Annotated in this window: 17 protein-coding genes; 5 read left to right on the forward strand and 12 right to left on the reverse strand. The window is 62.3% G+C overall.

Going from position 1 to position 18,760, the window contains the following annotated elements:
* Positions 1 to 14: 14 nt before the first annotated feature.
* From J7U39_RS08845 to J7U39_RS08860, 4 genes are all read right to left on the reverse strand, one after another.
* On the reverse strand, positions 15 to 1,064 hold the full coding sequence (locus J7U39_RS08845; RefSeq protein WP_210631402.1) for a carbohydrate ABC transporter permease: 1,050 nt from the start codon (positions 1,062 to 1,064) through the stop codon (positions 15 to 17).
* Entirely contained in the window at positions 1,061 to 2,098 is a 1,038-nt protein-coding gene (locus J7U39_RS08850; RefSeq protein WP_210631403.1) for a sugar ABC transporter permease, read from the reverse strand. Before J7U39_RS08850 ends, J7U39_RS08845 begins: the two co-directional genes overlap by 4 nt.
* Positions 2,099 to 2,109: 11 nt before the next feature.
* Complete coding sequence (locus J7U39_RS08855) at positions 2,110 to 3,369, reverse strand: ABC transporter substrate-binding protein (RefSeq protein WP_210631404.1); 1,260 nt, start codon at positions 3,367 to 3,369, stop codon at positions 2,110 to 2,112.
* Between the two features lie 66 nt (positions 3,370 to 3,435).
* The gene (locus J7U39_RS08860; protein WP_210631405.1) at positions 3,436 to 5,955 is read right to left on the reverse strand and encodes a hypothetical protein; all 2,520 of its coding nucleotides are present in this window, start codon (positions 5,953 to 5,955) and stop codon (positions 3,436 to 3,438) included.
* Positions 5,956 to 6,135: 180 nt separating this feature from the next.
* Here J7U39_RS08860 and J7U39_RS08865 point away from each other — a divergent pair, with 180 nt between their 5' ends.
* Both J7U39_RS08865 and J7U39_RS08870 read left to right on the forward strand, forming a co-directional pair.
* Complete coding sequence (locus tag J7U39_RS08865) at positions 6,136 to 7,200, forward strand: LacI family DNA-binding transcriptional regulator (protein ID WP_210631406.1); 1,065 nt, start codon at positions 6,136 to 6,138, stop codon at positions 7,198 to 7,200.
* Positions 7,201 to 7,213: 13 nt separating this feature from the next.
* Positions 7,214 to 7,744: an NADPH-dependent FMN reductase gene (locus J7U39_RS08870; protein WP_210631407.1), complete on the forward strand. Its 531-nt coding sequence runs from the start codon at positions 7,214 to 7,216 to the stop codon at positions 7,742 to 7,744.
* A gap of 22 nt (positions 7,745 to 7,766) precedes the next feature.
* Here the strand turns inward: J7U39_RS08870 and J7U39_RS08875 are convergent, their stop codons facing one another.
* From J7U39_RS08875 to J7U39_RS08895, 5 genes are read right to left on the reverse strand one after another with little or no spacing between them, the layout of a single operon-like run.
* Positions 7,767 to 8,510: an ABC transporter ATP-binding protein gene (locus J7U39_RS08875; RefSeq protein WP_210631408.1), complete on the reverse strand. Its 744-nt coding sequence runs from the start codon at positions 8,508 to 8,510 to the stop codon at positions 7,767 to 7,769.
* Positions 8,507 to 9,352: an ABC transporter ATP-binding protein gene (locus J7U39_RS08880; protein ID WP_210631409.1), complete on the reverse strand. Its 846-nt coding sequence runs from the start codon at positions 9,350 to 9,352 to the stop codon at positions 8,507 to 8,509. The genes J7U39_RS08875 and J7U39_RS08880 overlap by 4 nt, the downstream gene beginning before the upstream one ends.
* Positions 9,339 to 10,241, reverse strand: coding sequence for an ABC transporter permease (locus J7U39_RS08885; protein ID WP_210631410.1), 903 nt, complete (start codon positions 10,239 to 10,241; stop codon positions 9,339 to 9,341). The genes J7U39_RS08880 and J7U39_RS08885 overlap by 14 nt, the downstream gene beginning before the upstream one ends.
* Positions 10,238 to 11,266: an ABC transporter permease gene (locus J7U39_RS08890; RefSeq protein ID WP_210631411.1), complete on the reverse strand. Its 1,029-nt coding sequence runs from the start codon at positions 11,264 to 11,266 to the stop codon at positions 10,238 to 10,240. The genes J7U39_RS08885 and J7U39_RS08890 overlap by 4 nt, the downstream gene beginning before the upstream one ends.
* Positions 11,267 to 11,286: 20 nt before the next feature.
* Positions 11,287 to 12,882, reverse strand: a complete 1,596-nt coding sequence (locus J7U39_RS08895) for an ABC transporter substrate-binding protein (protein WP_210631412.1) — start codon at positions 12,880 to 12,882, stop codon at positions 11,287 to 11,289.
* Between the two features lie 132 nt (positions 12,883 to 13,014).
* On the opposite strand from J7U39_RS08895, the gene J7U39_RS08900 reads away from it, so the two are divergent.
* From J7U39_RS08900 to kdgD, 3 genes are all read left to right on the forward strand, one after another.
* The gene (locus J7U39_RS08900; RefSeq protein WP_210631413.1) at positions 13,015 to 13,725 is read left to right on the forward strand and encodes a FadR/GntR family transcriptional regulator; all 711 of its coding nucleotides are present in this window, start codon (positions 13,015 to 13,017) and stop codon (positions 13,723 to 13,725) included.
* A 64-nt stretch (positions 13,726 to 13,789) separates the two neighbouring features.
* The gene (locus J7U39_RS08905) at positions 13,790 to 14,764 is read left to right on the forward strand and encodes a mannonate dehydratase (RefSeq protein WP_210631414.1); all 975 of its coding nucleotides are present in this window, start codon (positions 13,790 to 13,792) and stop codon (positions 14,762 to 14,764) included.
* A gap of 32 nt (positions 14,765 to 14,796) precedes the next feature.
* A complete protein-coding gene (kdgD, locus tag J7U39_RS08910; RefSeq protein WP_210631415.1) occupies positions 14,797 to 15,723 on the forward strand; it encodes a 5-dehydro-4-deoxyglucarate dehydratase in 927 nt (308 codons plus the stop codon).
* Between the two features lie 113 nt (positions 15,724 to 15,836).
* Here kdgD and ugpC read toward each other — a convergent pair whose 3' ends face one another.
* The 3 genes from ugpC to J7U39_RS08925 are packed head-to-tail and all read right to left on the reverse strand — an operon-like array spanning position 15,837 to position 18,712.
* Positions 15,837 to 16,910, reverse strand: coding sequence for a sn-glycerol-3-phosphate ABC transporter ATP-binding protein UgpC (ugpC, locus tag J7U39_RS08915; protein ID WP_210631416.1), 1,074 nt, complete (start codon positions 16,908 to 16,910; stop codon positions 15,837 to 15,839).
* Between the two features lie 22 nt (positions 16,911 to 16,932).
* Positions 16,933 to 17,781 carry a carbohydrate ABC transporter permease gene (locus J7U39_RS08920; protein ID WP_210631417.1) on the reverse strand — a complete coding sequence of 283 codons (849 nt, stop codon included), beginning with the start codon at positions 17,779 to 17,781 and terminating at the stop codon, positions 16,933 to 16,935.
* Entirely contained in the window at positions 17,774 to 18,712 is a 939-nt protein-coding gene (locus tag J7U39_RS08925) for a sugar ABC transporter permease (protein WP_210631418.1), read from the reverse strand. Before J7U39_RS08925 ends, J7U39_RS08920 begins: the two co-directional genes overlap by 8 nt.
* Positions 18,713 to 18,760 lie beyond the last annotated feature (48 nt).

Raw genomic sequence — 18,760 nt, forward strand, 5'->3', positions numbered from 1 at the left:
TCTCCTGTTTCCTATTATTTCAGCCCCGAGCCGGCGATACCCGTCGTGATGAAGCGCTGCAGGAAAACGAAGATCAGCACGACGGGGATCATCGAGACGACGGTCATGGCGAGGATATAGTGCCACTGCACATTGAGCTCGCCGGCATAGACGTTGAGGCCGACCTGCAGCGTGTAGAGTTCCTTGCGCGACAGCACGATCAGCGGCCAGAGGAAATCGTTCCAGCGCCAGACCACCGAGAAGATCGCCAGTACCGCCAGCGCCGGTGCCGACAGCGGCAGGATGATGCGCCAGTAGATCTGCCATTCGCTGGCCTTGTCCATGCGCGCGGCGTCGATCAGCTCGTCGGGGATCGTCAGCATGTATTGGCGCAGCAGGAAGACGCCCGTCGGCGTGGCGACGGTCGGCAGGATGACGCCCCAGAGGCTGTCGAAGAGGTTCAAGCTGCCGATGACCGAATAGAGCGGCACGACGATCACCGAGAGCGGCACCATCAGCGTTGCCAGGATCATCAGCATGACGGCGGTGCGGCCGGGGAACTGGTATTTCGACAGCGCGAAGGCGGCCATCGAATTGACCAACAGGGTGATGGCCGTCGCCACCACCGTCACGAAGACCGAGTTGCGCAGGAACAGGAAGAAGTCGAAGCGCTGGAAAGGCTCGGTGTAGTTGTTGGTCGCGAATTCGACCTCACGCACCGGCGTGCGGTCCTTGATGTTGACCTTGACGATTTCATCAAGCTGTTTCGGATCGACCATCTGGCCCATGATGCCAATGCGGCGCACTTCGGCGAGCACACGGGTGCTGCCATCCGGCATCGTCACGTTATAGAGCGGCAACGGCTTGTCGTATCCCGGCACCACGGCCTGCTCGGTGACATAAGGCAGGACGGACGGCGGGAACTCGGCGAGCGCCGCCGGCGTCTTGAAGGAGGAGAAGACCAGCCAGATGGCCGGGCCGAACATCAGGATGACGCCTGAGATCAGCCAGATCCAGGTGACGACATCCGTCCAGTGCCAGCCGCGGCCACGGCGACGCAGCAGGAAGGCGCCGACAGCGCTCATTGGCGTTTCCCCTTCTTCTCGTTGCGGCTGCTTGCGGCAAGCTGGATCAGCGTCAGGATGACGAGCACGATGCCCATCAGGATCGAGGCGGCCGATGCGAGCCCCGGATTGCGCAGCGAACTGGCAAAGCCGGTCTCGTAAATAAACTGGGTGATGTACATGGTGCTGGTGCCGGGCCCGCCGCCGGTGAGCACGAAAACCTCGTCGAAGATCTGCACGGCGCGGATCAGCGCCAGGACCAGGACGACGATGAGGTTCGGCATCAAGAGCGGCAGGGTGATGCGCCGGAAAATTCGGGTGGGGCTCGCCTTGTCCATCGCCGCCGCCTCATAGAGATCCCTCGGAATCGCCTGCAGGCCGGCGAGCAGGATCAGCGCATAAAAGCCCATATGCGCCCACACCGAGACGAAAACGGCGAAGAAGAACGCCCAGAAACGATCGCTGAGCCAGGAGAAGGGCTCGAAGCCGAAGGGGCTCAGCGCATAGTTCAGCAGGCCCTGGCGCTGCAGGATCCACTTCCAGATCAGGCCGACGACGACGGGCGACAGCAGCACCGGGAAGAAGAAGACGGCGCGCCAGAAGCCACGATTGGAAAGCTCGCGGTTGAGAATCAACGCCGTTGCGAGTGCCGCGACCAGCATGGCCGAAACCTGAAAGACGACGAAGACCGCGGTGTTGCGCACCGCGGCCCAGAAGGTGTCGGCCGCACAGGTCGAGGGGTCGAGATAGGAGCGGCAATCGAAGAGGATGCGGTACTGCTCGGCGCCGACATAGGTCCTGTTTGGCAGGAAGATGGCGCCGCCGCTCGTCGTCGAATAAATGAAGTTGATGACCAGCGGCAGGAGGACGAAGATGGAAAAGATCAGCATGTTGGGCGCCAGGAAGACACCGGCCATGCCGTTCACCCCCGTCAGCTTCTGCCAGGCGCGCATCGGGATATCGACGATCCCCATGGCGAGCCTGACAGGCGCAAGGAGCGCCTGCTGCAGACCGGCTTTCGCCGCAGGTTCGGAAGAAACCGTCTTCTCCGCCATTCGTTCGTCCGTCAGTTGCCGCCGACCTTGGCCTTGATGTCCTCGTCGATGCGGGCGTAGGCGTCGTCGAGCTTCATCTCGCCGGCGATCACCTGGCTGATGCGCGCAACGATGGCGCTGTAATAGGCGTCAGACCACTTCCAGCCCGGCAATTTCATCGCAGCAGGGGCCGTCTGGCCGGCCGATTCAACGAAAGCTTTCAGCGCCGCCTTCACATGCGGATTATCGGTCTTGAAGTCCACCTGGCCGGCGGCCACGCCCTTGTGCGCCGGAATGAACAGGCTGCGCTCGGCAAATTCCTTCTGCACGTCGGCGCTTGCCAGGTAGTCCATCACCTTGGCGACGTCCTTCGGGTTCTTGGTGTATTTTACGGCGACGAGACCGGCGCCGCCCTGCATGCCGCTGCAGGCCACCGTGCCGCAGGGGCTTCCGGCCATGATCCAGTCGAAACTGTCGCCGATCTTCTGCGCGAAGCCCGAAACCTGCCAGCTGCCGGAATAATAATAGGCGAGACCGCCATTGATGAAGTCCTCGGCCGCAGCGCGATAGGTGCTTCCGGCAGCACTGACCCAGACGTCCTTGTTGACGGTGCCGTCCTCGTTCCATTTGACGAAGCGGCTGAGGAATTCCTTGGCGCCCTGATCGATGGGCGCCGGCTTGCCGTCGGCGGCGATATAGTTGGCGCCATAGGAGATATTCGGGCCTGAGACGCGGTGGCCGGAACGGTCGATCGCCATGGCGAAGACCTTCTGGCTGTCGGCGACCTTTTTGGCCGCCGCCGCCCAGTCGTCCCAGGTGGCTTTCGGGCCGGGAATTTCGACGCCGGCCTGCTCGAACAGCGTCTTGTTGACGAAGCCGCCCGTGAGCGTCAGCTGGGTCATGAAGCCGGTGATGGCGTTCGAGCCGTCAGGACGCATCCAATCGGCCTGAGCGCCGAAATTCTCGTCCCAATATTTCGCATCGGCGAGGAGCGGGCGGAGATCGAGCCAGTGCTGCGCTTGCGCCTTCAGATTGGTGACCCGGGCGATGTCAGGCCCCTTCCCGGCTTCCAGCTGCACCGGCAGCTGTTCCTTGACGACGTCATAGGAAACCTCGTCGAGGATGACGTTGACATCGGGATTGGCCTTGGAGAAGCGCGCCAGCAGATCCTTGATCACCTCGCCTTCGCCGCCGTCGGAATACCACATGATGCGCACGTCGCCGGCATGGGCGGCGACGGAACTCAAGAGAACCGCAGCAAAGGCCGCGCCGATCGATTTCATTCTGGTCATAGTCTCCTCCTCTTGACCGATGAACTTCTGCATCCAGGCAGGTCCTCCACCTGTCCGGACATGTCATTAAGAGGCAGCGCTCCGCTGCTGCCTGCCCGCTATTTCAAGATGTACCGCGTCTCCCCGCACCGACCAGTCCGACGGCTTGAGAATACGGCCTTCGGCGCGCACGGTACCGTCCTCTTCGAAGACGACCTGACCATAATCCGGGTCCTCGATGATCAAGGCGCCCTCATTGCCGCGGCGGGCGGCAAGCGTGGCGAAACGTGCCCGCATGCCGTCGAGGCCGTCTTCGCGCCCGAGATCGGAGAGGCGGACGATCCAGCGGCCGTTGGGGCCGGCCAGGCGCAGCTCGATATCCGTCGTCGGACCATGCTTCACCGGTTCGAGCACACCATTGCCGATCAGCATCGCCAGACCATTGCCGGCGCGCGCGAGCGCCAGCTTGCCGTCGACAAAAGTCTCGTCGAAGGCTTCGAGCGGGAACCAGGCATGGGTGAAATCCGGCTGGCCTTCGTGAATGTCGAAATCGAGAATGGCGAGGTCACGATATTGATGCACGCGCGGCAGCGTTCCGCAGCCGCCCCAGAAGCTCGGCCGGCCGTAGCCGAACTGGATGGTTTCGCCGGGATGGTTGATCCAGATCTGCGCTTCCGGCCGCTCGCCCAAACGCAGGTGCAGCACCGTCTCCTGATAACCCCAGGCGCCGGGGCGGTAGTGGGCGATGGTGCCGATCGCGGTGTCGCGTGTCTTATAATGGTAGAGGGCGGCAAAACGGTTCTCGCCCTGAGAAAAGGTCCATTCCTGCGCGTCGTCGGAGTGGTGCGCGGCGATTTCAGCAAGCGCTTCCGGGAAACGGAGGCCATGATCGCGGATGCAGACGGCAAGCTGCGGCAGCGCGTGGACGCGACGGCCGTACCAGCCGCGCCCCCAGAGCAGCCGAGCAATGGCCGACAGCTCGACCGAGCGCCCCGGCCGCAGTGTATGTTCATAAGAGCGGCCCTGGCTGCCGGTCAGCATGCCATGATGGGCCGAGCGGGCGACGATCTCCATCAGCCGGACGATGCTGGCATTGGCGCGAGCACGGATCGTCTCATCCGGCGCGCAGGCGGCAAGCGCCGTCAGCCCCTTGAGGTCGATCGGGAAATAGGGAACGGAATTCCACTCAGCCATCTCCCAGCGCTCGAAATGATCGAGCCAGGCGCGAACCCGCTCGTCGCCGACCTTCATCTGCTCGGCGCCGGTACGGCCGGAACGGACGAAGACGGCATCAGGGAACAGCCTGCCGCCGAGATAGGCGGCGGTGTGGAAGAGCAGCGCGTGGTTTTCCGAAAAATACCACTGAACGTCGTTGCCCGGCTCGTCCATCCAATAGCGGTAATTGAGAACGGCGTGCTCGATCCGCTGCTGCAGCCCTTCCGACAAGAGGTCGCTCCAGCGGGTATAGGCAAACAGCAGCGGCACCAGCACGAAGTCCGCGCAATCGTGACAATCCTCGATCACCGGCAACATCGCCGATATCATCGCCTCGGTCTCTTCGCCGCCCTGCCCCAAGGCCAGCCGCGCGAAGGCGCAGACCGTATCGGGCTCGGAATGGGCGGCGACCTCGGCAAGCGCCTCGGCGACGCGATCGTCTAGCGCGGCGGGCGCCTGCCCCTGGCGCTGGACGTGACAGATTTCGACGCCGAGCGTGCGGCCGAGCGATAGGCCGCCCGTTTTAAGCGTGATCCGGAAATGGCGGAAATCAGCGGGCATATCAGCCGAGGGGCCGAGTTCCAGCTGGGTCGCGCCTTTTTCCTGCGCGAAATCATAGTCGAAGCGCTCGACCGACATGAAGTCGCCTTCGATCTCGACATGACAGCTCAACGCCACCGGCAGCGGCGCGGGAAACAGGATCGTCACGTCCTCGCCGAGATAGGCGGCGCGGTCGAAGCGCATGCCTTCGAGGATTGCCTCCAGCCCGTCCGCGTCACCGGCGGCGATGGGAACAGGCACCGATGTTTCGACCTCCGGTCCATCGAGATAATCCAGTTGGAAATAGAAGCGGGCGTCGCGCTCGGCGAGATCGTCGAAATAGATGCGGATCTCGTTGAGCCCCGCCGTCAACTCCACTTCGAAGGTCTGCTGGGCTTCCAGATTGCGCACGTAAGGCGCCATGAAGCCCCGCTCGGCCCCATTGACGAAGAGGACGGCGCCGCCGCAGGTCGACAGGCGCAGCGTGGCTGGTCCCGCCGACTGCGCATCGAGGAAGGTGCGCGCCCAGCAGCCGATGCGCGTCGGGCGAAACCAGAAGCCGGAGAGATCGACGCGCGGCGATGAAAAGGGAAGCCACCAGCGGACGGCCTCGAATTCGGTCGCCGGCTGCGGTCTTCGGCCGGAAAAGGATGCCTTGAATTCGGTGCGGCAGGGATATTCATGCGGAATGAAATTCTTCGTCTTGGTGACGAAGAAAAACGGATCCATGCTCCCTTCCATCGGCCGGTCGGCGACATCGTAGCGTGCCTGCGCGAGGGGGCCGAGTTGCCAGTAGACGATCGGGCTCTGTTTCCCGGTCTTGCGGCGGAGATAGGATTCTTCGGCGGCCATGCTTCAGCCCGCTTGAGCTTTAACACGCCGAGCAAAACGCCGACGCGTGGACTTGCCGTCAAACCGCATCTTCAAAGCCTCCCTGCTCTGCGCCTGTCGCTGACACGTCAATTGTGCATAGCCATTCCGTTTGCGCAATCTGAAAGATTTTTGCATACTTCGTTCGAGCGAGGAGATGAGATGGCTGCGGAGCAGAAAAAGGGCAGGCGCACACGCCTGGACGACATCGCCGCCCGGTGCGGCGTGTCGATCAGCACGGTGTCGCGCGCGCTCGCCGGCGAAAAGGGCGTCAGGCCCGAGATCCGCAAGCTGGTGCTGGAAACGGCGAGCGCTGTCAGCTACGCGCTGCCGGCGAGTGTCGCCGGCAAGAAGGTCATGCTCGTCGCATCCGGCGCGGCAATGATCGACTATGTCCGCAACCAGTTCACGCTCCACGTGCTCGAAGGATTGAACGCGCGCGCGTCCGCCCTCGGCATCGAAATGGCAATGCGCCCGGTCACCGACAAGGCTGATGAAACCCGCGTCATCGCCGAGATGCGCAATGATGCAAGTTTCGGCGGCATGCTGATCCTGACAGTCGACGAGGAGGACATGCTGACGGCGGCCGCCAATCTCGGAAAGCCCGTCGTGCTCGTCAACAGCGACGACCCTTACATGCGGCTTTCGAGCGTGACGCCCTGCAACCGATCGGCCGCGTTCATTGCCGCCGAGCGGTTGATCGAGGCCGGCCATCAACGCATCCTGTTCATGCTGCGGCCGGGACGGCGGACCATCGAGCGGCGCCTGGAGGGCTGGCGCGACGCGCTGCAGCATCATGGACTGACGGCCGATGCCGACCTGGTGCTCGAGGTCGAGGACTGGTTGCCGGAACTCGGCGCCGAGGCGATCACCCGTCTCGTCGGCGACAAGGGCCTTTGCTTCACCGCCGTTCTGACGGCGGGCGACAGTCTCGCCAACGGCGCCGTGCGCGGGCTGCAGGCGATGGGTTATGCCGTGCCGCAGGATGTCTCCGTCATGGGCATAGACGACCTGCCGCAATCGGCCTTTCTCAATCCGCCATTGTCGACAGTGCACATCCCGATGCGCGAACTCGGCGCCACCGCGCTCGACCTCTTGCGCGACATGATGCTTGGCCTCGCCTTGCCGTGCCGCCGTGTCGAGCTTGCCTGCCATGTCGTCGAAAGAAGCAGCGTCGCAGCCGTCCACCATCCGGCTGCCGCGGATCACATCAAGCCAATCGCGTGAGGTTATGCCGGTCATGAAATTCCTGGCAATATCCGGAAGCGCCCGCAGAGCCTCGACCAATACCGCCGTGCTATATGCCCTCCAGTCGGCTGCCGGGCCGGCGCATACGCTCTCGGTCTATGATCGTGTTGGCGAGCTCCCGGTCTTCTCGCCCGATCTCGAACTTCCCGAGCCTCCTTCCGAAGTGGCGGCTCTTGCAAAGGCGATCACGGATGCGGATGGACTGATCCTGGCGAGCCCCGAATATATCAGGTCAATCCCCGGCGGGCTGAAGAACGCCATCGACTGGCTCGTCTCCCGTAACGAAGTGATCGGCAAACCGATCGTGCTTGCGCACGCGTCGCATCGCGGCGACGACATGCTGCAGCAGCTTCGCACCGTTCTCGCCACGCTGAGCGAGCGCTTCAACGAGCATCTCTTCCTTCGCTTCCATCTGATGAAGCTTTCCCCGGAAGAAATTGCCGAGCATCTTTCCGCGCCTCGGCATCAGCAGGAGATGCGCCGTTTCCTCGAGGCTTTCGCCCGCTATTGCAGCCCAGCGTGAGTCTCGGCGGCGCAACGACCCGTCAAGCCTCCAAGAAGCTCGCCTCGAACAGCTCCTGCGCATAGGCATCATGCGTCGTGCCGGCCTGCAGGTCCGCCTTTGTGAGTTCGTCGACGAAGCCGCCGTGTTTCATGATCAGCACCCGGTCGCACATATGGGCGATGACCGCGAGGTCGTGACTGACGAGCAGATAGGTCAGTCCCTTCTCCTCGCGCTGGTCGGCAAGCAGGTTGAGGATTTCGGCTTGGATCGAGACGTCGAGCGCCGATGTCGGCTCATCGAGCAGCAGGATCGGCGGCGACAGGATCAGCGCCCGGGCGATCGCCACGCGCTGCCGCTGGCCGCCGGAAAGTTCGTGCGGGAAACGGTTGGCGAAGCTTGCCGGCAGGCCCACCTGGATCAAAGCCCTTTCGACCTTCGACCAGATGTCGGAATGGCGCATGGCGCGCAGCGGTTCGGCAAGCGCGGTGCCGATGCGATGGCGCGGATGCAGGGAGCCGTAAGGATCCTGAAACACCATCTGGGCTGAGGTCAGTTCCTCGCGGGAGCGCTTCTTGCGGATCGGCTTGCCGCGAAGCTCAATCTGACCGGTCCAACCAGCCTCCATGCCGGCGAGGCAGCGCAGCACCGTCGATTTGCCGCAGCCGGATTCGCCGACGATACCGAGCGTCTCGCCCTGATTGACTTGAAAACTGATGCCCCTGACGACATGGTTGCTTGATTTGCCCGAGGTGAAGACAACATCGAGGTCACGGACTTTGATCATTGCGCCGCCTCCGGATCGAATTTCGCCCGGTCGAGAACGGCAAGCCGGCGAACCGGATTTTTCGGATCGGGCAGCGCTGCTATCAGCCCGCGCGTATAGGGATGACGGGCCTCTGCAAGGCTGGTCAGCGTTTCGACGATCCGTCCGGCATACATGACGATGATACGCTCGCAGAAGGCCGCGACCATGCGAATGTCGTGGCTGATCAACAGCAGGCCCGAATTGTTCTCGCGCACCAGTTCGTCGAGCAGCAGCAGCACGTCCTTGCGAACGCTGACATCGAGCGCCGAGGTCGGCTCGTCGGCGATCACAAGCTTCGGCCGCGCCAGCAGCATCATGGCGATCATCACCCGCTGGCCCATGCCGCCCGAGATCTGGTGGGGATAAAGCGCCATGACCCGCTCGGGATCGGTGATGCGCACCCGCTCGAGCATGGCGCGAGCTGCATCCTGCGCTGGCTTGCCGCGCAGGCCGAGATGAAGGCGGGCGGCCTCGGCGATCTGCTTGCCGATCGACAGCACCGGATTCAAGGAATAGCGCGGATCCTGCATGATCAGCGCGATGTCCTTGCCGCGCAGCGCGCCCATCTGGCGCTCGCTCTTTGCCAAAAGCGGAGTGCCGGCGAGATCCAGGCACTCGGCAGAAACGATCGCCGCCGGCGGCAAAAGACGCATGATCGCCCGCCCCGTTGTCGATTTGCCAGAACCGGATTCTCCGACGATTCCGACCCGTTCGCGGCCGACATCGAAACTGACATTGGAGACGGCGGGCACAGCACCTCGACCGAACCGGACATTCAGCGACTTGACGGAAAGAACCGGCTGGAGATCACGATCTTGCATGGCGGGGGTCCAGAATGTCGCGCAGAGCATCTCCGGCGATGTTGAAGGCAAGGCTCGTCAGCAGGATGGCGATACCGGGCATGACGGCGACCCACCAATAATCGAGCATGAATTTGCGGCCGTTGGAAATCATCGCGCCCCATTCCGGTGCCGGCGGCTGGGCGCCGAGGCCGAGGAAGCCGAGCGAGGCCGCCGTCAGGATGATGCCCGCCATGTTGAGCGTCAGGCGCACGATGACCGACGGAATACACATCGGCGCGATATAGAGAAGCAGGATGCGGAGGGGCGAAGCGCCGTAAAGGCGGGCGGCGACCACGTAGTCGGCATTTCTGACGACAAGCGCCTCGGCGCGGGCAAGCCTTGCAATCGGCGGCCATGCGGTGAGCGAGATGGCGATGATGGCCGTGCCCAGGCCGGCGCCCAAGGCGGCAGCAAAGGCAAGCGCCAGAATCAGCGATGGAAAGGACAACACGATATCGGTGGCGCGCATCAGGAAAGCATCGGTATTGCCGCCGAAGAAGCCGGCGACGACGCCGATCAGCAGCCCGATCGGGCCGACGATCAGGGAGACCGACAACACGGTCTGGATGGTGATGCGCGTGCCGAAGATCAGGCGACTCAAAATGTCCCGGCCAAATTCGTCCGTGCCGGCGAGATGGGCAACGCTCGGAGGCTGCAAAGCATCGCCAAGCGACTGAATAGTGGGATCGTAGGGGGCCAGAAGCGGCGCGAAAATCGCAACTACGCAAAGGAGCCCGAGAATGACGAAGCCGGCAAGGCCGAGCGGCTCGTCGGCCAGCTTGCGGCCGGCGCGCCCGAACGAGGCGGCAACGCGGCTTGGCATGCTCGGCGGACGGATGCGGATCTCGCTGTGGACGGCGTCACTCATCGGGCTGCCTCCCGCATGCGCGGATCGAGCAAGGCGTAGGCAACATCGGCCAGGAAGTTCAGGAACATGAAGATGAATCCCACGATGATCGTGGCTGCGACGATTGCGTTCATGTCGCCGATCATCAGCGCGTTCGTCATATATTGGCCGATCCCCGGCCAGGAGAAAACGATCTCGGTGACGACTGCGCCTTCGAGCAGCCCGCCATAGGAAATGGCAAGGATGGTGATGAGCTGCACCGCGATATTCGGCAGGACATGGCGCAGGATCGTGCCGATCGGGCTGACACCCTTGGCGCGGGCGGCGATGACATAATCCTGGCTCAACTGTTCCAAGGTGAAGCTGCGGGTCATACGGGTGATGTAGGCCATCGCGGCATAGGCGAGGATGATGGCCGGAAGGATGATATGGCCGAGCGCATTCCAGAAGATTTCCGTCTCGCCCTGCAGGAGGCTGTCGACCAACAGCAGCCCGGTCTGCGGGGTGACGAGGCCTTCGTAAAACACATCGACCCTGCCCGGCCCGCCGACCCAGTTCAGGCCGGCGTAGAAAATCACGAGCCCGACGATGCCGAACCAGAAAACCGGGATCGAGTGACCGACGAGGGCGACGACACGGGCCACCTTGTCGATCAGGCTGTCGCGAAACAGCGCCGCGACCAGGCCGAGGGGGACGCCGACGAAGGTCGAGATGATCACCGCCAGCGTCGCCAGTTCGAACGTCGCCGGAAAGGCCTGAGCGAGGTCCGAAGAGACGGGATTGCCGGTGAGCACAGCCGTGCCGAAATCACCATGCGCCAACCCGTTCAGATAGAGGAAGAACTGCTGATAGATCGGCAGATCGAGCCCCAGACGCGTCCGCATCGCCGCATAGGCGGCGGGATCGGCGAGTTCGCCGACGATCGCGCCGACGGGATCCGTGGGCAGGACGCGGCCGATCACGAAGGTCACACATAGGAGGATGAACAGGCTGACGAGCAGATGCGCCAGGCGTCGGCCAAATTCGGCTACAGAGAGTTCCTTCATGATCGGCTGCCTCGGGAGTATTACTGGGTTTCAGACTTCGTGACGCCCTCAAGCCGCGTCAGCTGGGTCGGATGGCCTACATATCCCTGCACCTTGCTCGACAGGACGATCGGCTCGAAGCGTTCGAACATCGGCAGCACCGCCGGCTTCTGTTCGACGAACATCTTCTGCATCTCGACATAGAGCTCGCCGCGCTTCTTGGCGTCCGGCTCCATCGACGCCTTGGCCGTCAGAGCCGTCAGCTCCGGGATGTCCCAGGCCGAGCGCCAGACGAAGTTGCCGGCGTTGTTGGCTTCCTTCGAATTGTCGGGATTGGAGGAGAACTGCTCCATCGAGCCGAGCACGTTCGGCATGTAGGCGCTGGTCTGCGGGATCAGCAGATCGAAATCCCTGGCGCGGTGGGCGGCAATGATTTCCGAGCCGTTGCCCTGCTGGATGTCGATCTTGATGCCGACCTGGGCAAGCGACGCCTGGATAGCCGTGGCAAGATCGATGCGCGGCGTCTGCGCGATCGTCTTCAGCGTCAGCGAGAAGCCGTCCTTGAACCCTGCTTCGGCCAACAGCTGCTTGGACTTTTCGACATCGAGATGCCAGTCGGGGTTCGGGATCGCAGACTCAAAATTCTCCGGAACCGGAACGTTTCTCGCCCGCCCGTAGGGCCCCATGATGGTCTTTTCAATGCCCTTATAATCGATGCCGTAGGCAATGGCCTCGCGAACCTTCGGGTTGGACAGGTACTGGTTGCCGGCATTCATCGACAGCACGTAGAAGCCGCCCGTGGGAATGCGCTGGATGGTAAAGCCCTGCTTGTCCTTGAAGGTGGCGAGATCGGCTGCGGTCATGGCGCTGGCGATATCGATGTCGCCGCGTTCGAGCATCAGCCGCTCGACCTGGCTTTCAGGCACATGGCGGACGATGACGCGCTTCATCTTCGGAGCGCCGGTGACATAATCCTTGTTGGCGTCGAGAATCACGAGTTCGTTCGGCGACCACCGGTTCAGGGTGAACGGGCCGGAGCCGGCCGAATGCGTGCGCATCCAGGCATTGCCGTAATCATTGTCAGCGACATGTTTCTCGACTTCGACGCTGTCAACGACGCTGGTGGTCGAGGTCGTCAGCCGGTAGAGCAGCATTTCGGCGGTCACCTGGCCGGAAAAATCAATGCGCACCGTCTTATCGTCGACTGCCGTGACGAGCTTGTCGACATTGGTCTTGTCGTAGCCGACGCGCTTGAGGTTGGCGGCGGCAGCCTGGTCGAGCTTCAGGAGCCGTGCCAGCGAATAGACGACGTCCTTCGCCGTCACCGGATTGCCGGAGGCGAAGTTGGCCTGGCGCAGCGTGAAGGTGATGCCCTTGTCATCGACCTTCCAGCTTTCGGCCAGCTGCGGCACGATCTTGCCATCCGGCGTGCTGTTGACCAGCCGGTCGTAGAGATTCGACATGATCTCGACCGCCTTGCCCTCGGTCGCCTGATGCGGATCGAGCGACAGGACCTGCGCCAGCGATGTCCCGAGCACAAGCTGGTCCTTTGGGGTGGCGGCGTACGAGAGCGGCGCAGCGATCGTCAGCGCGCCGATGACGGCGCCGACGAACAGGCCTTTCGAAAAATGCTTCATTGTAACTCCTCCCTGGATTACTATAGGAGACATATTATGTCGTCCGTATGTCGTATTATGATTTATCGAAGTCCGATTTGATTTGCAAGACCCGTGCGGAAGACGTGAGGCACAGAAACTGGGGAAACGAGAATGACGACACTTGGCCGTGGTCGGCAAAGACTGGCGCAGCAGGTCATCGATCAACTGCGAGCACAAATCGAGACGGGGAAATTGCGCGTTGGCGACCAGCTGCCGACCGAGCCGCAGCTCGAATCGACCTTCGGCGTCAGCCGCACCGTGGTGCGCGAGGCGATTGCGGATTTGAGGGCTGCAGGTTTCGTTAGGCCGATCCAAGGCAAAGGCGTGTTCGTCGCGGATCCGAAGGTTCATTCGGTCATGTCGCTGACGCCGGTGGAAATCAAAAGCATCCCGGAAACCTTGGAATTGCTGGAGTTTCGCATGGCCACCGAGGGTGAAGCGGCAGCGATTGCCGCCTATCGCCGCACGGCCGAGCAGGAAGCGGCGATCCGGGAGGCCAACCGCCGAATGGCGCAACTGATCGAAAGCGGACAGCAGACCGTCGAGGCGGATTATGCCTTTCACATGGCGATCGCCGCCGCCACCAACAACCGGTTCTATGTCGATGTTCTCCGTCATTTCGGCCCGCGCGCCATCCCCCGTGGGCAGTTTCCGACGCTGCCGGACGCCAATGACCGCGAGTATCTGCAGAAGGTCTATGCCGAGCATGTGGACATCCTGTCGGCGATCGCCGATCAGGATCCCGACCGTGCCCGCCAGGCGATGCGCGCGCATCTGATGGCGAGCCAACGCCGTTATCGGATGCTCGCCGAACAGCAATAGGGCTCGACACCCTCAGGAATTCATATTATGTCATATGACATTGTTGAATCTGGAGAGGTCTCTGATGTATCTTGGAACACAGGTGGCGGCGCGCGACGATGACGATTATCGGATCTTCGCGCAATTGGGAGTGAAGCATATCAGCGCCGATCCGCCGGGAGCGCCGAGCAGCTGGACGCTTGCCGATATCGAGCGTCATCGCGACAAGGTCGAAAGCTTCGGCCTGATCCTCGACATGATCCAGCTGCCCCTGCCCTCGCAGCCGATCGAGAAGGCTTCCTATCCCGACATCCTGCTTGCCGGGCCTGAGCGTGACCGGCAGATCGATGCGGTTTGCCAGATGATCGAGGATGTCGCGGCGGCCGGCATTCCGGCCGTCAAATATAATCTCAACCTGATCGGCATTCCCCGCACGCCCGACGAACCGGGACGCGGCGGCTCGATGAATGCGAGCTTCCGCTGGGAGAAGACCGATCAGCAGGCAGCCCCCGGTCTTGCCGGCGTGCTCTCCGAGGATGAAAACTGGGAACGGATCGATTACTTCCTCGAGCGCGTCGTGCCAGTCGCCGAAAGCAATCGCGTCAGGCTCGCCTGCCATCCGCACGACCCTTATACGCCGCCCGGCTATCGCGGCGTCACGCGCGTGCTCGGCACGGTGGAAGGGCTGAAGAAATTCGTGCAGATGCGCGAAAACCCCTATCACGGCCTCAATTTCTGCCAGGGCTCGGTCGGCGAGATGCTCGAAAATCCGCGCGAAGAGATCGACGACATCATTCGCTGGTTCGGCGAGCGCAACAAGATCTTCAACGTCCACTTCCGCAATATTCGCGGCGGCAAGCTCTCCTTCATGGAGACCTTCCCGGACGAGGGCGACATGGACATGGTCCGCTCGGCCAGGATCTACAAGGAGGTCGGTTACAAGTACATGCTGATGCCCGACCATGTGCCGACCGTCAGCGGCAAGGACCCGTCCGCCACCGCATTTGCCTTTTGTTACGGCTACATCGCGGCACTTCTGCAAGTGCTCGAGAGCGCCTGACACGATTTTCAACACCTAAGGAACAGGACTTGATGATGAACCCGATTGAATTGAAGAAGGCCGTCGGCAGTGGCCTGCTCTCGTTTCCGGTCACGCATTTCGACGATCAGCTTAAATTCGACGAGGCGAAGTACCGCCGCCATGTCGAATGGCTTGCCGGTTACGACGCCGCGGCTCTGTTTGCCGCCGGCGGCACCGGTGAATTCTTCTCTCTCAATCCGAGCGAGATCCCTGAGGTCGTCAAAGCCGCCAAGGCCTCGGCTGGCAAGACGCCGATCATTTCGGGAACCGGCTACGGCACGTCGCTCGCCATCGAGATCGCACAGGCGGCCGAGAGGGCCGGCGCGGACGGATTGCTTCTTCTGCCGCCATATCTGATGTTTGCCGAACAGGCCGGACTGATCGCCCATGTCAAGGCGGTCTGCCAATCGGTCGGCATCGGCGTCATCATCTATAATCGCGACAATGCCGTGCTGACCGCCGACAGCATCGCCCGCCTGGCCGCCGAATGCCCGAACCTGATCGGTTTCAAGGATGGCGTCGGCGACGTCGACAAGGTGATCGAGATCACCACCCTGCTCGGCGACCGCCTCGTTTATGTCGGCGGCATGCCGACCCATGAAGTCTACGCCCAGGCCTATTTCGCCGCCGGCGTGACGACCTATTCATCGGCCGTCTTCAACTTCGTCCCGGCGCTCGCCCAGCGCTTTTACGGCGCCTTGCGCACCGGCGACCAGGCGACCGTCGACGAAATCCTGAAGGGCTTCTTCTTCCCCTTCGTCGCCCTGCGCAATCGCAAAAAGGGCTATGCCGTCTCGATCATCAAGGCCGGCCTTCGGGTACTCGGCCAGAATCCGGGGCCGGTGCGTCCGCCTTTGACGGATCTCACGCAGGAAGAGCTGGCGCTGCTGGAGAAGATCATCCAGGCCAACGGCGTGGAACGGATCGCGGCGGAATAATAGGTTAATGATTGAGGACGTGCCTGGACCGCATGGCACGTCCCCTCGCGCCGTTCACGGGGAGAGATCTAGGATAAAGGCTGTTCTCGGCGATCTCCTGGGCCGAGGATTCGCTACAGCGCCACACCAGTCCCGCGGTCGAAAATGTGCACCTGGTCGCTGGCGATGCTGGCCTCGAAGACGGCGCCGTAGCGGGCGGGATATTCGCCGTCGACGATCGCGGTCACCTGTTGTCCGGCAAGGTCGAAGACCACGTGGGTCTGGGCGCCTGTCGGTTCCACCAGCATGGTTCGGCCGGCAAGCGGCGTGCCGCCCGACAGGCCGGGAACCAGATGTTCGGGGCGCAGGCCGATAGTCACGGCCTGGCCGGCCTTGACCTTGCGGTCGGGCGCGATGCGGATCGCCGTGCCGTCTTCGAGGCGGGCAGCGGGCTCGCCATTTTCGCCGTCTACCGTGCCCTCCAGCATGTTCATCGCCGGCGATCCGATGAAGGCGGCGACGAAGAGATTGGCCGGCTTCCGGTAGAGTTCGAGCGGTGTTCCCTGCTGCTCCACCTTGCCGTGATTGAGCACGACGATGCGGTCGGCGAGTGTCATCGCCTCGATCTGGTCGTGGGTGACGTAGATCGACGTCGTCTTGACCTTCTGGTGCAGCGTCTTGATCTCCGAACGCATCTGCACGCGCAGTTTCGCATCGAGGTTTGACAAGGGCTCGTCGAACAGGAAGACGGCCGGGTTGCGGACGATGGCGCGGCCCATGGCGACGCGCTGGCGCTGTCCGCCGGAAAGCTGGGCGGGCTTGCGGTCGAGCAGCTTGGCGAGATCGAGCATGCGGGCGGCTTCAGCGACACGAGCCTCGATCTCGGGTTTGGCAACGCCGGCGAGCTTCAGATTGAAACCCATGTTTTCGGCCACCGTCATGTGCGGATAAAGCGCATAGGACTGGAAGACCATGGCGATGTTGCGCTCGCGCGGTGTCATCGCATTGACGACATTGCCGCCGATGGCGATCTCGCCGTCGGTGATCTCCTCGAGGCCGGCGATCATCCGCAGCAGTGTCGATTTTCCGCAGCCGGACGGGCCGACCAGGGCGACGAATTCACCATCCTCGATATGAAGCGAGATGCCGTGGATGACGTCGACGGCGCCATAGGCCTTGCGAATATTGTTCAGCTCAACGGATGCCATGATGCAGCTCCAATGGTTCGGCTCAGGACTTCACGGCACCGGCGGTCAATCCGGCGATGATGTGTCTCTGGGCGACGAAGAAGACGATGATTGTGGGAAGGATGGTGAGGGTGATGAAGGCGAGCACCAGCTGCCATTCCGTCCCGAATTCGCCGCGATAGACCATGATGCCGAGCGGCCAGGGATATTTGGATTCCGAGTTCAGCATGATCAGCGGCAGGATGTAGCTGTTCCAGCTGCCGACGAAGGAGATGATGCTGACGGTGGCGACGATCGGGCGGGAGAGCGGCAGCGAGATATGCCAGAAGAATCTCATATAACCGCAGCCGTCGACGAAAGCCGCCTGGAACAACTCTTCCGGAAGATTGCGGAAATAGTTTCTGAACAGAAGGATGCTCATGCCGAGGCCGAAGGCGACCTGCGGCAGAACCACGCCCCAATAGGTGTTCAACAGGCCGAGATCGCGGATGCGGATGAACAGCGGCAGGATCGCGGTGGCGGCCGGAAACATCAGCCCGAGCAGGAAATAATTGAGCAGGAAGGACGAGCCGAAGAAGCGGACATGGGCAAAGGCGAAGGCCGCCATCGACGAGACGATCAGCGTCAAGAGCACGGTCAGCGCCGCGATGACAAGCGAATTGCCGATCTGCAGCCAATAGCGCTCGCCGAAGAGGATGTCGGTATAGTTCGCCCATTGCCACTCCGTCGGCAGGCCGAAGGGATTGGTGCGGAGATCCCCCAGCGTCTTGAAGCCGCCGAGCGCCGTCGTCAGCAGCGGCACCAGCACGATCGCCGCGATCAGGCTCAGCGACACATAGAGATAGATGCGGGTGGATGTCCTCATGCGGATGGAAGAACTCGTATCAGTCATGGCGCATGAAGATCCTTTTGTAACCGAAGGCGAGTGTCACGCAGATGATGAAGAGCACCACGCCGACGGCGCTTCCCAAGCCGACCTGCATGCGCATGACGCCGTAGGTATAGAGGAAGGTGACCATCGTCTGCGTCGAGTTCGACGGGCCGCCGCCGGTCAGCGGCATGATCATGTCGAAGAGCTGCAGGGAGCCGACGACCGCGAAGAAGATGGACAGGCGCAGGGTCGATCCGAGCAGCGGCAGCGTGACGTAACGGAATTTCTGCCAGCCGGTGGCGCCGTCGATCTCGGCCGCCTCCAGCACGCTCTTGTCGACCGATTGCAGGCCGGCGATGAACAGCATCATGTGGAAGCCAAAATACTTCCAGACGATAACGCCGAGGATGGCATAGATCGCCACGTCCTTGTCGGCGAGCACGTAAGGATTGGCGAAACCGAAGAAGTTGGAAACGGCGGCAAACAGACCGTAGTCGCCATCATAGACAAAGCGCCAGATGAGGCCTGCGGCAACATCCGCCAGCACATAGGGCAGGAAGAAGATCAGGCGGTAAGCGACGACACCGGGAATGCGGTGCGCCAGCATGGTGGCCAGCCAGATGGCGAGCGGCACCTGGATGCAGATCGAAATGACGATGATCAGGCCGTTATTGAACAGCGCCTGGGTAAACGCCGCGTTGCGGAACAGGACCTGGAAATTGCGGAGCGCGATGAACTCCGTCGGCGCGCCGTAACCGTTCCACTTATAGAGGCTGTACCAGGCCGCCTCGCCCATCGGCATGATGACGAAGAGCGTGAAGAGCAGCAACGCCGGTGGCAGAAAGAGCAGCAGCACGGTCAGGCGGTCATGGGCGACCGAGCTCTTCCGGTTTGCGGCTCGTCTTGCCGGCCTTGCGGCGCTCGGTGTCGATAGGACTGAGATATTGGCCATGGTTCCTGCTTTCGCATCTCGTCGGCAGCGATGCCGGCGCTCCCGATT

The organism is Rhizobium sp. NLR16a, from assembly GCF_017948245.1.
Lineage (GTDB): Bacteria > Pseudomonadota > Alphaproteobacteria > Rhizobiales > Rhizobiaceae > Rhizobium.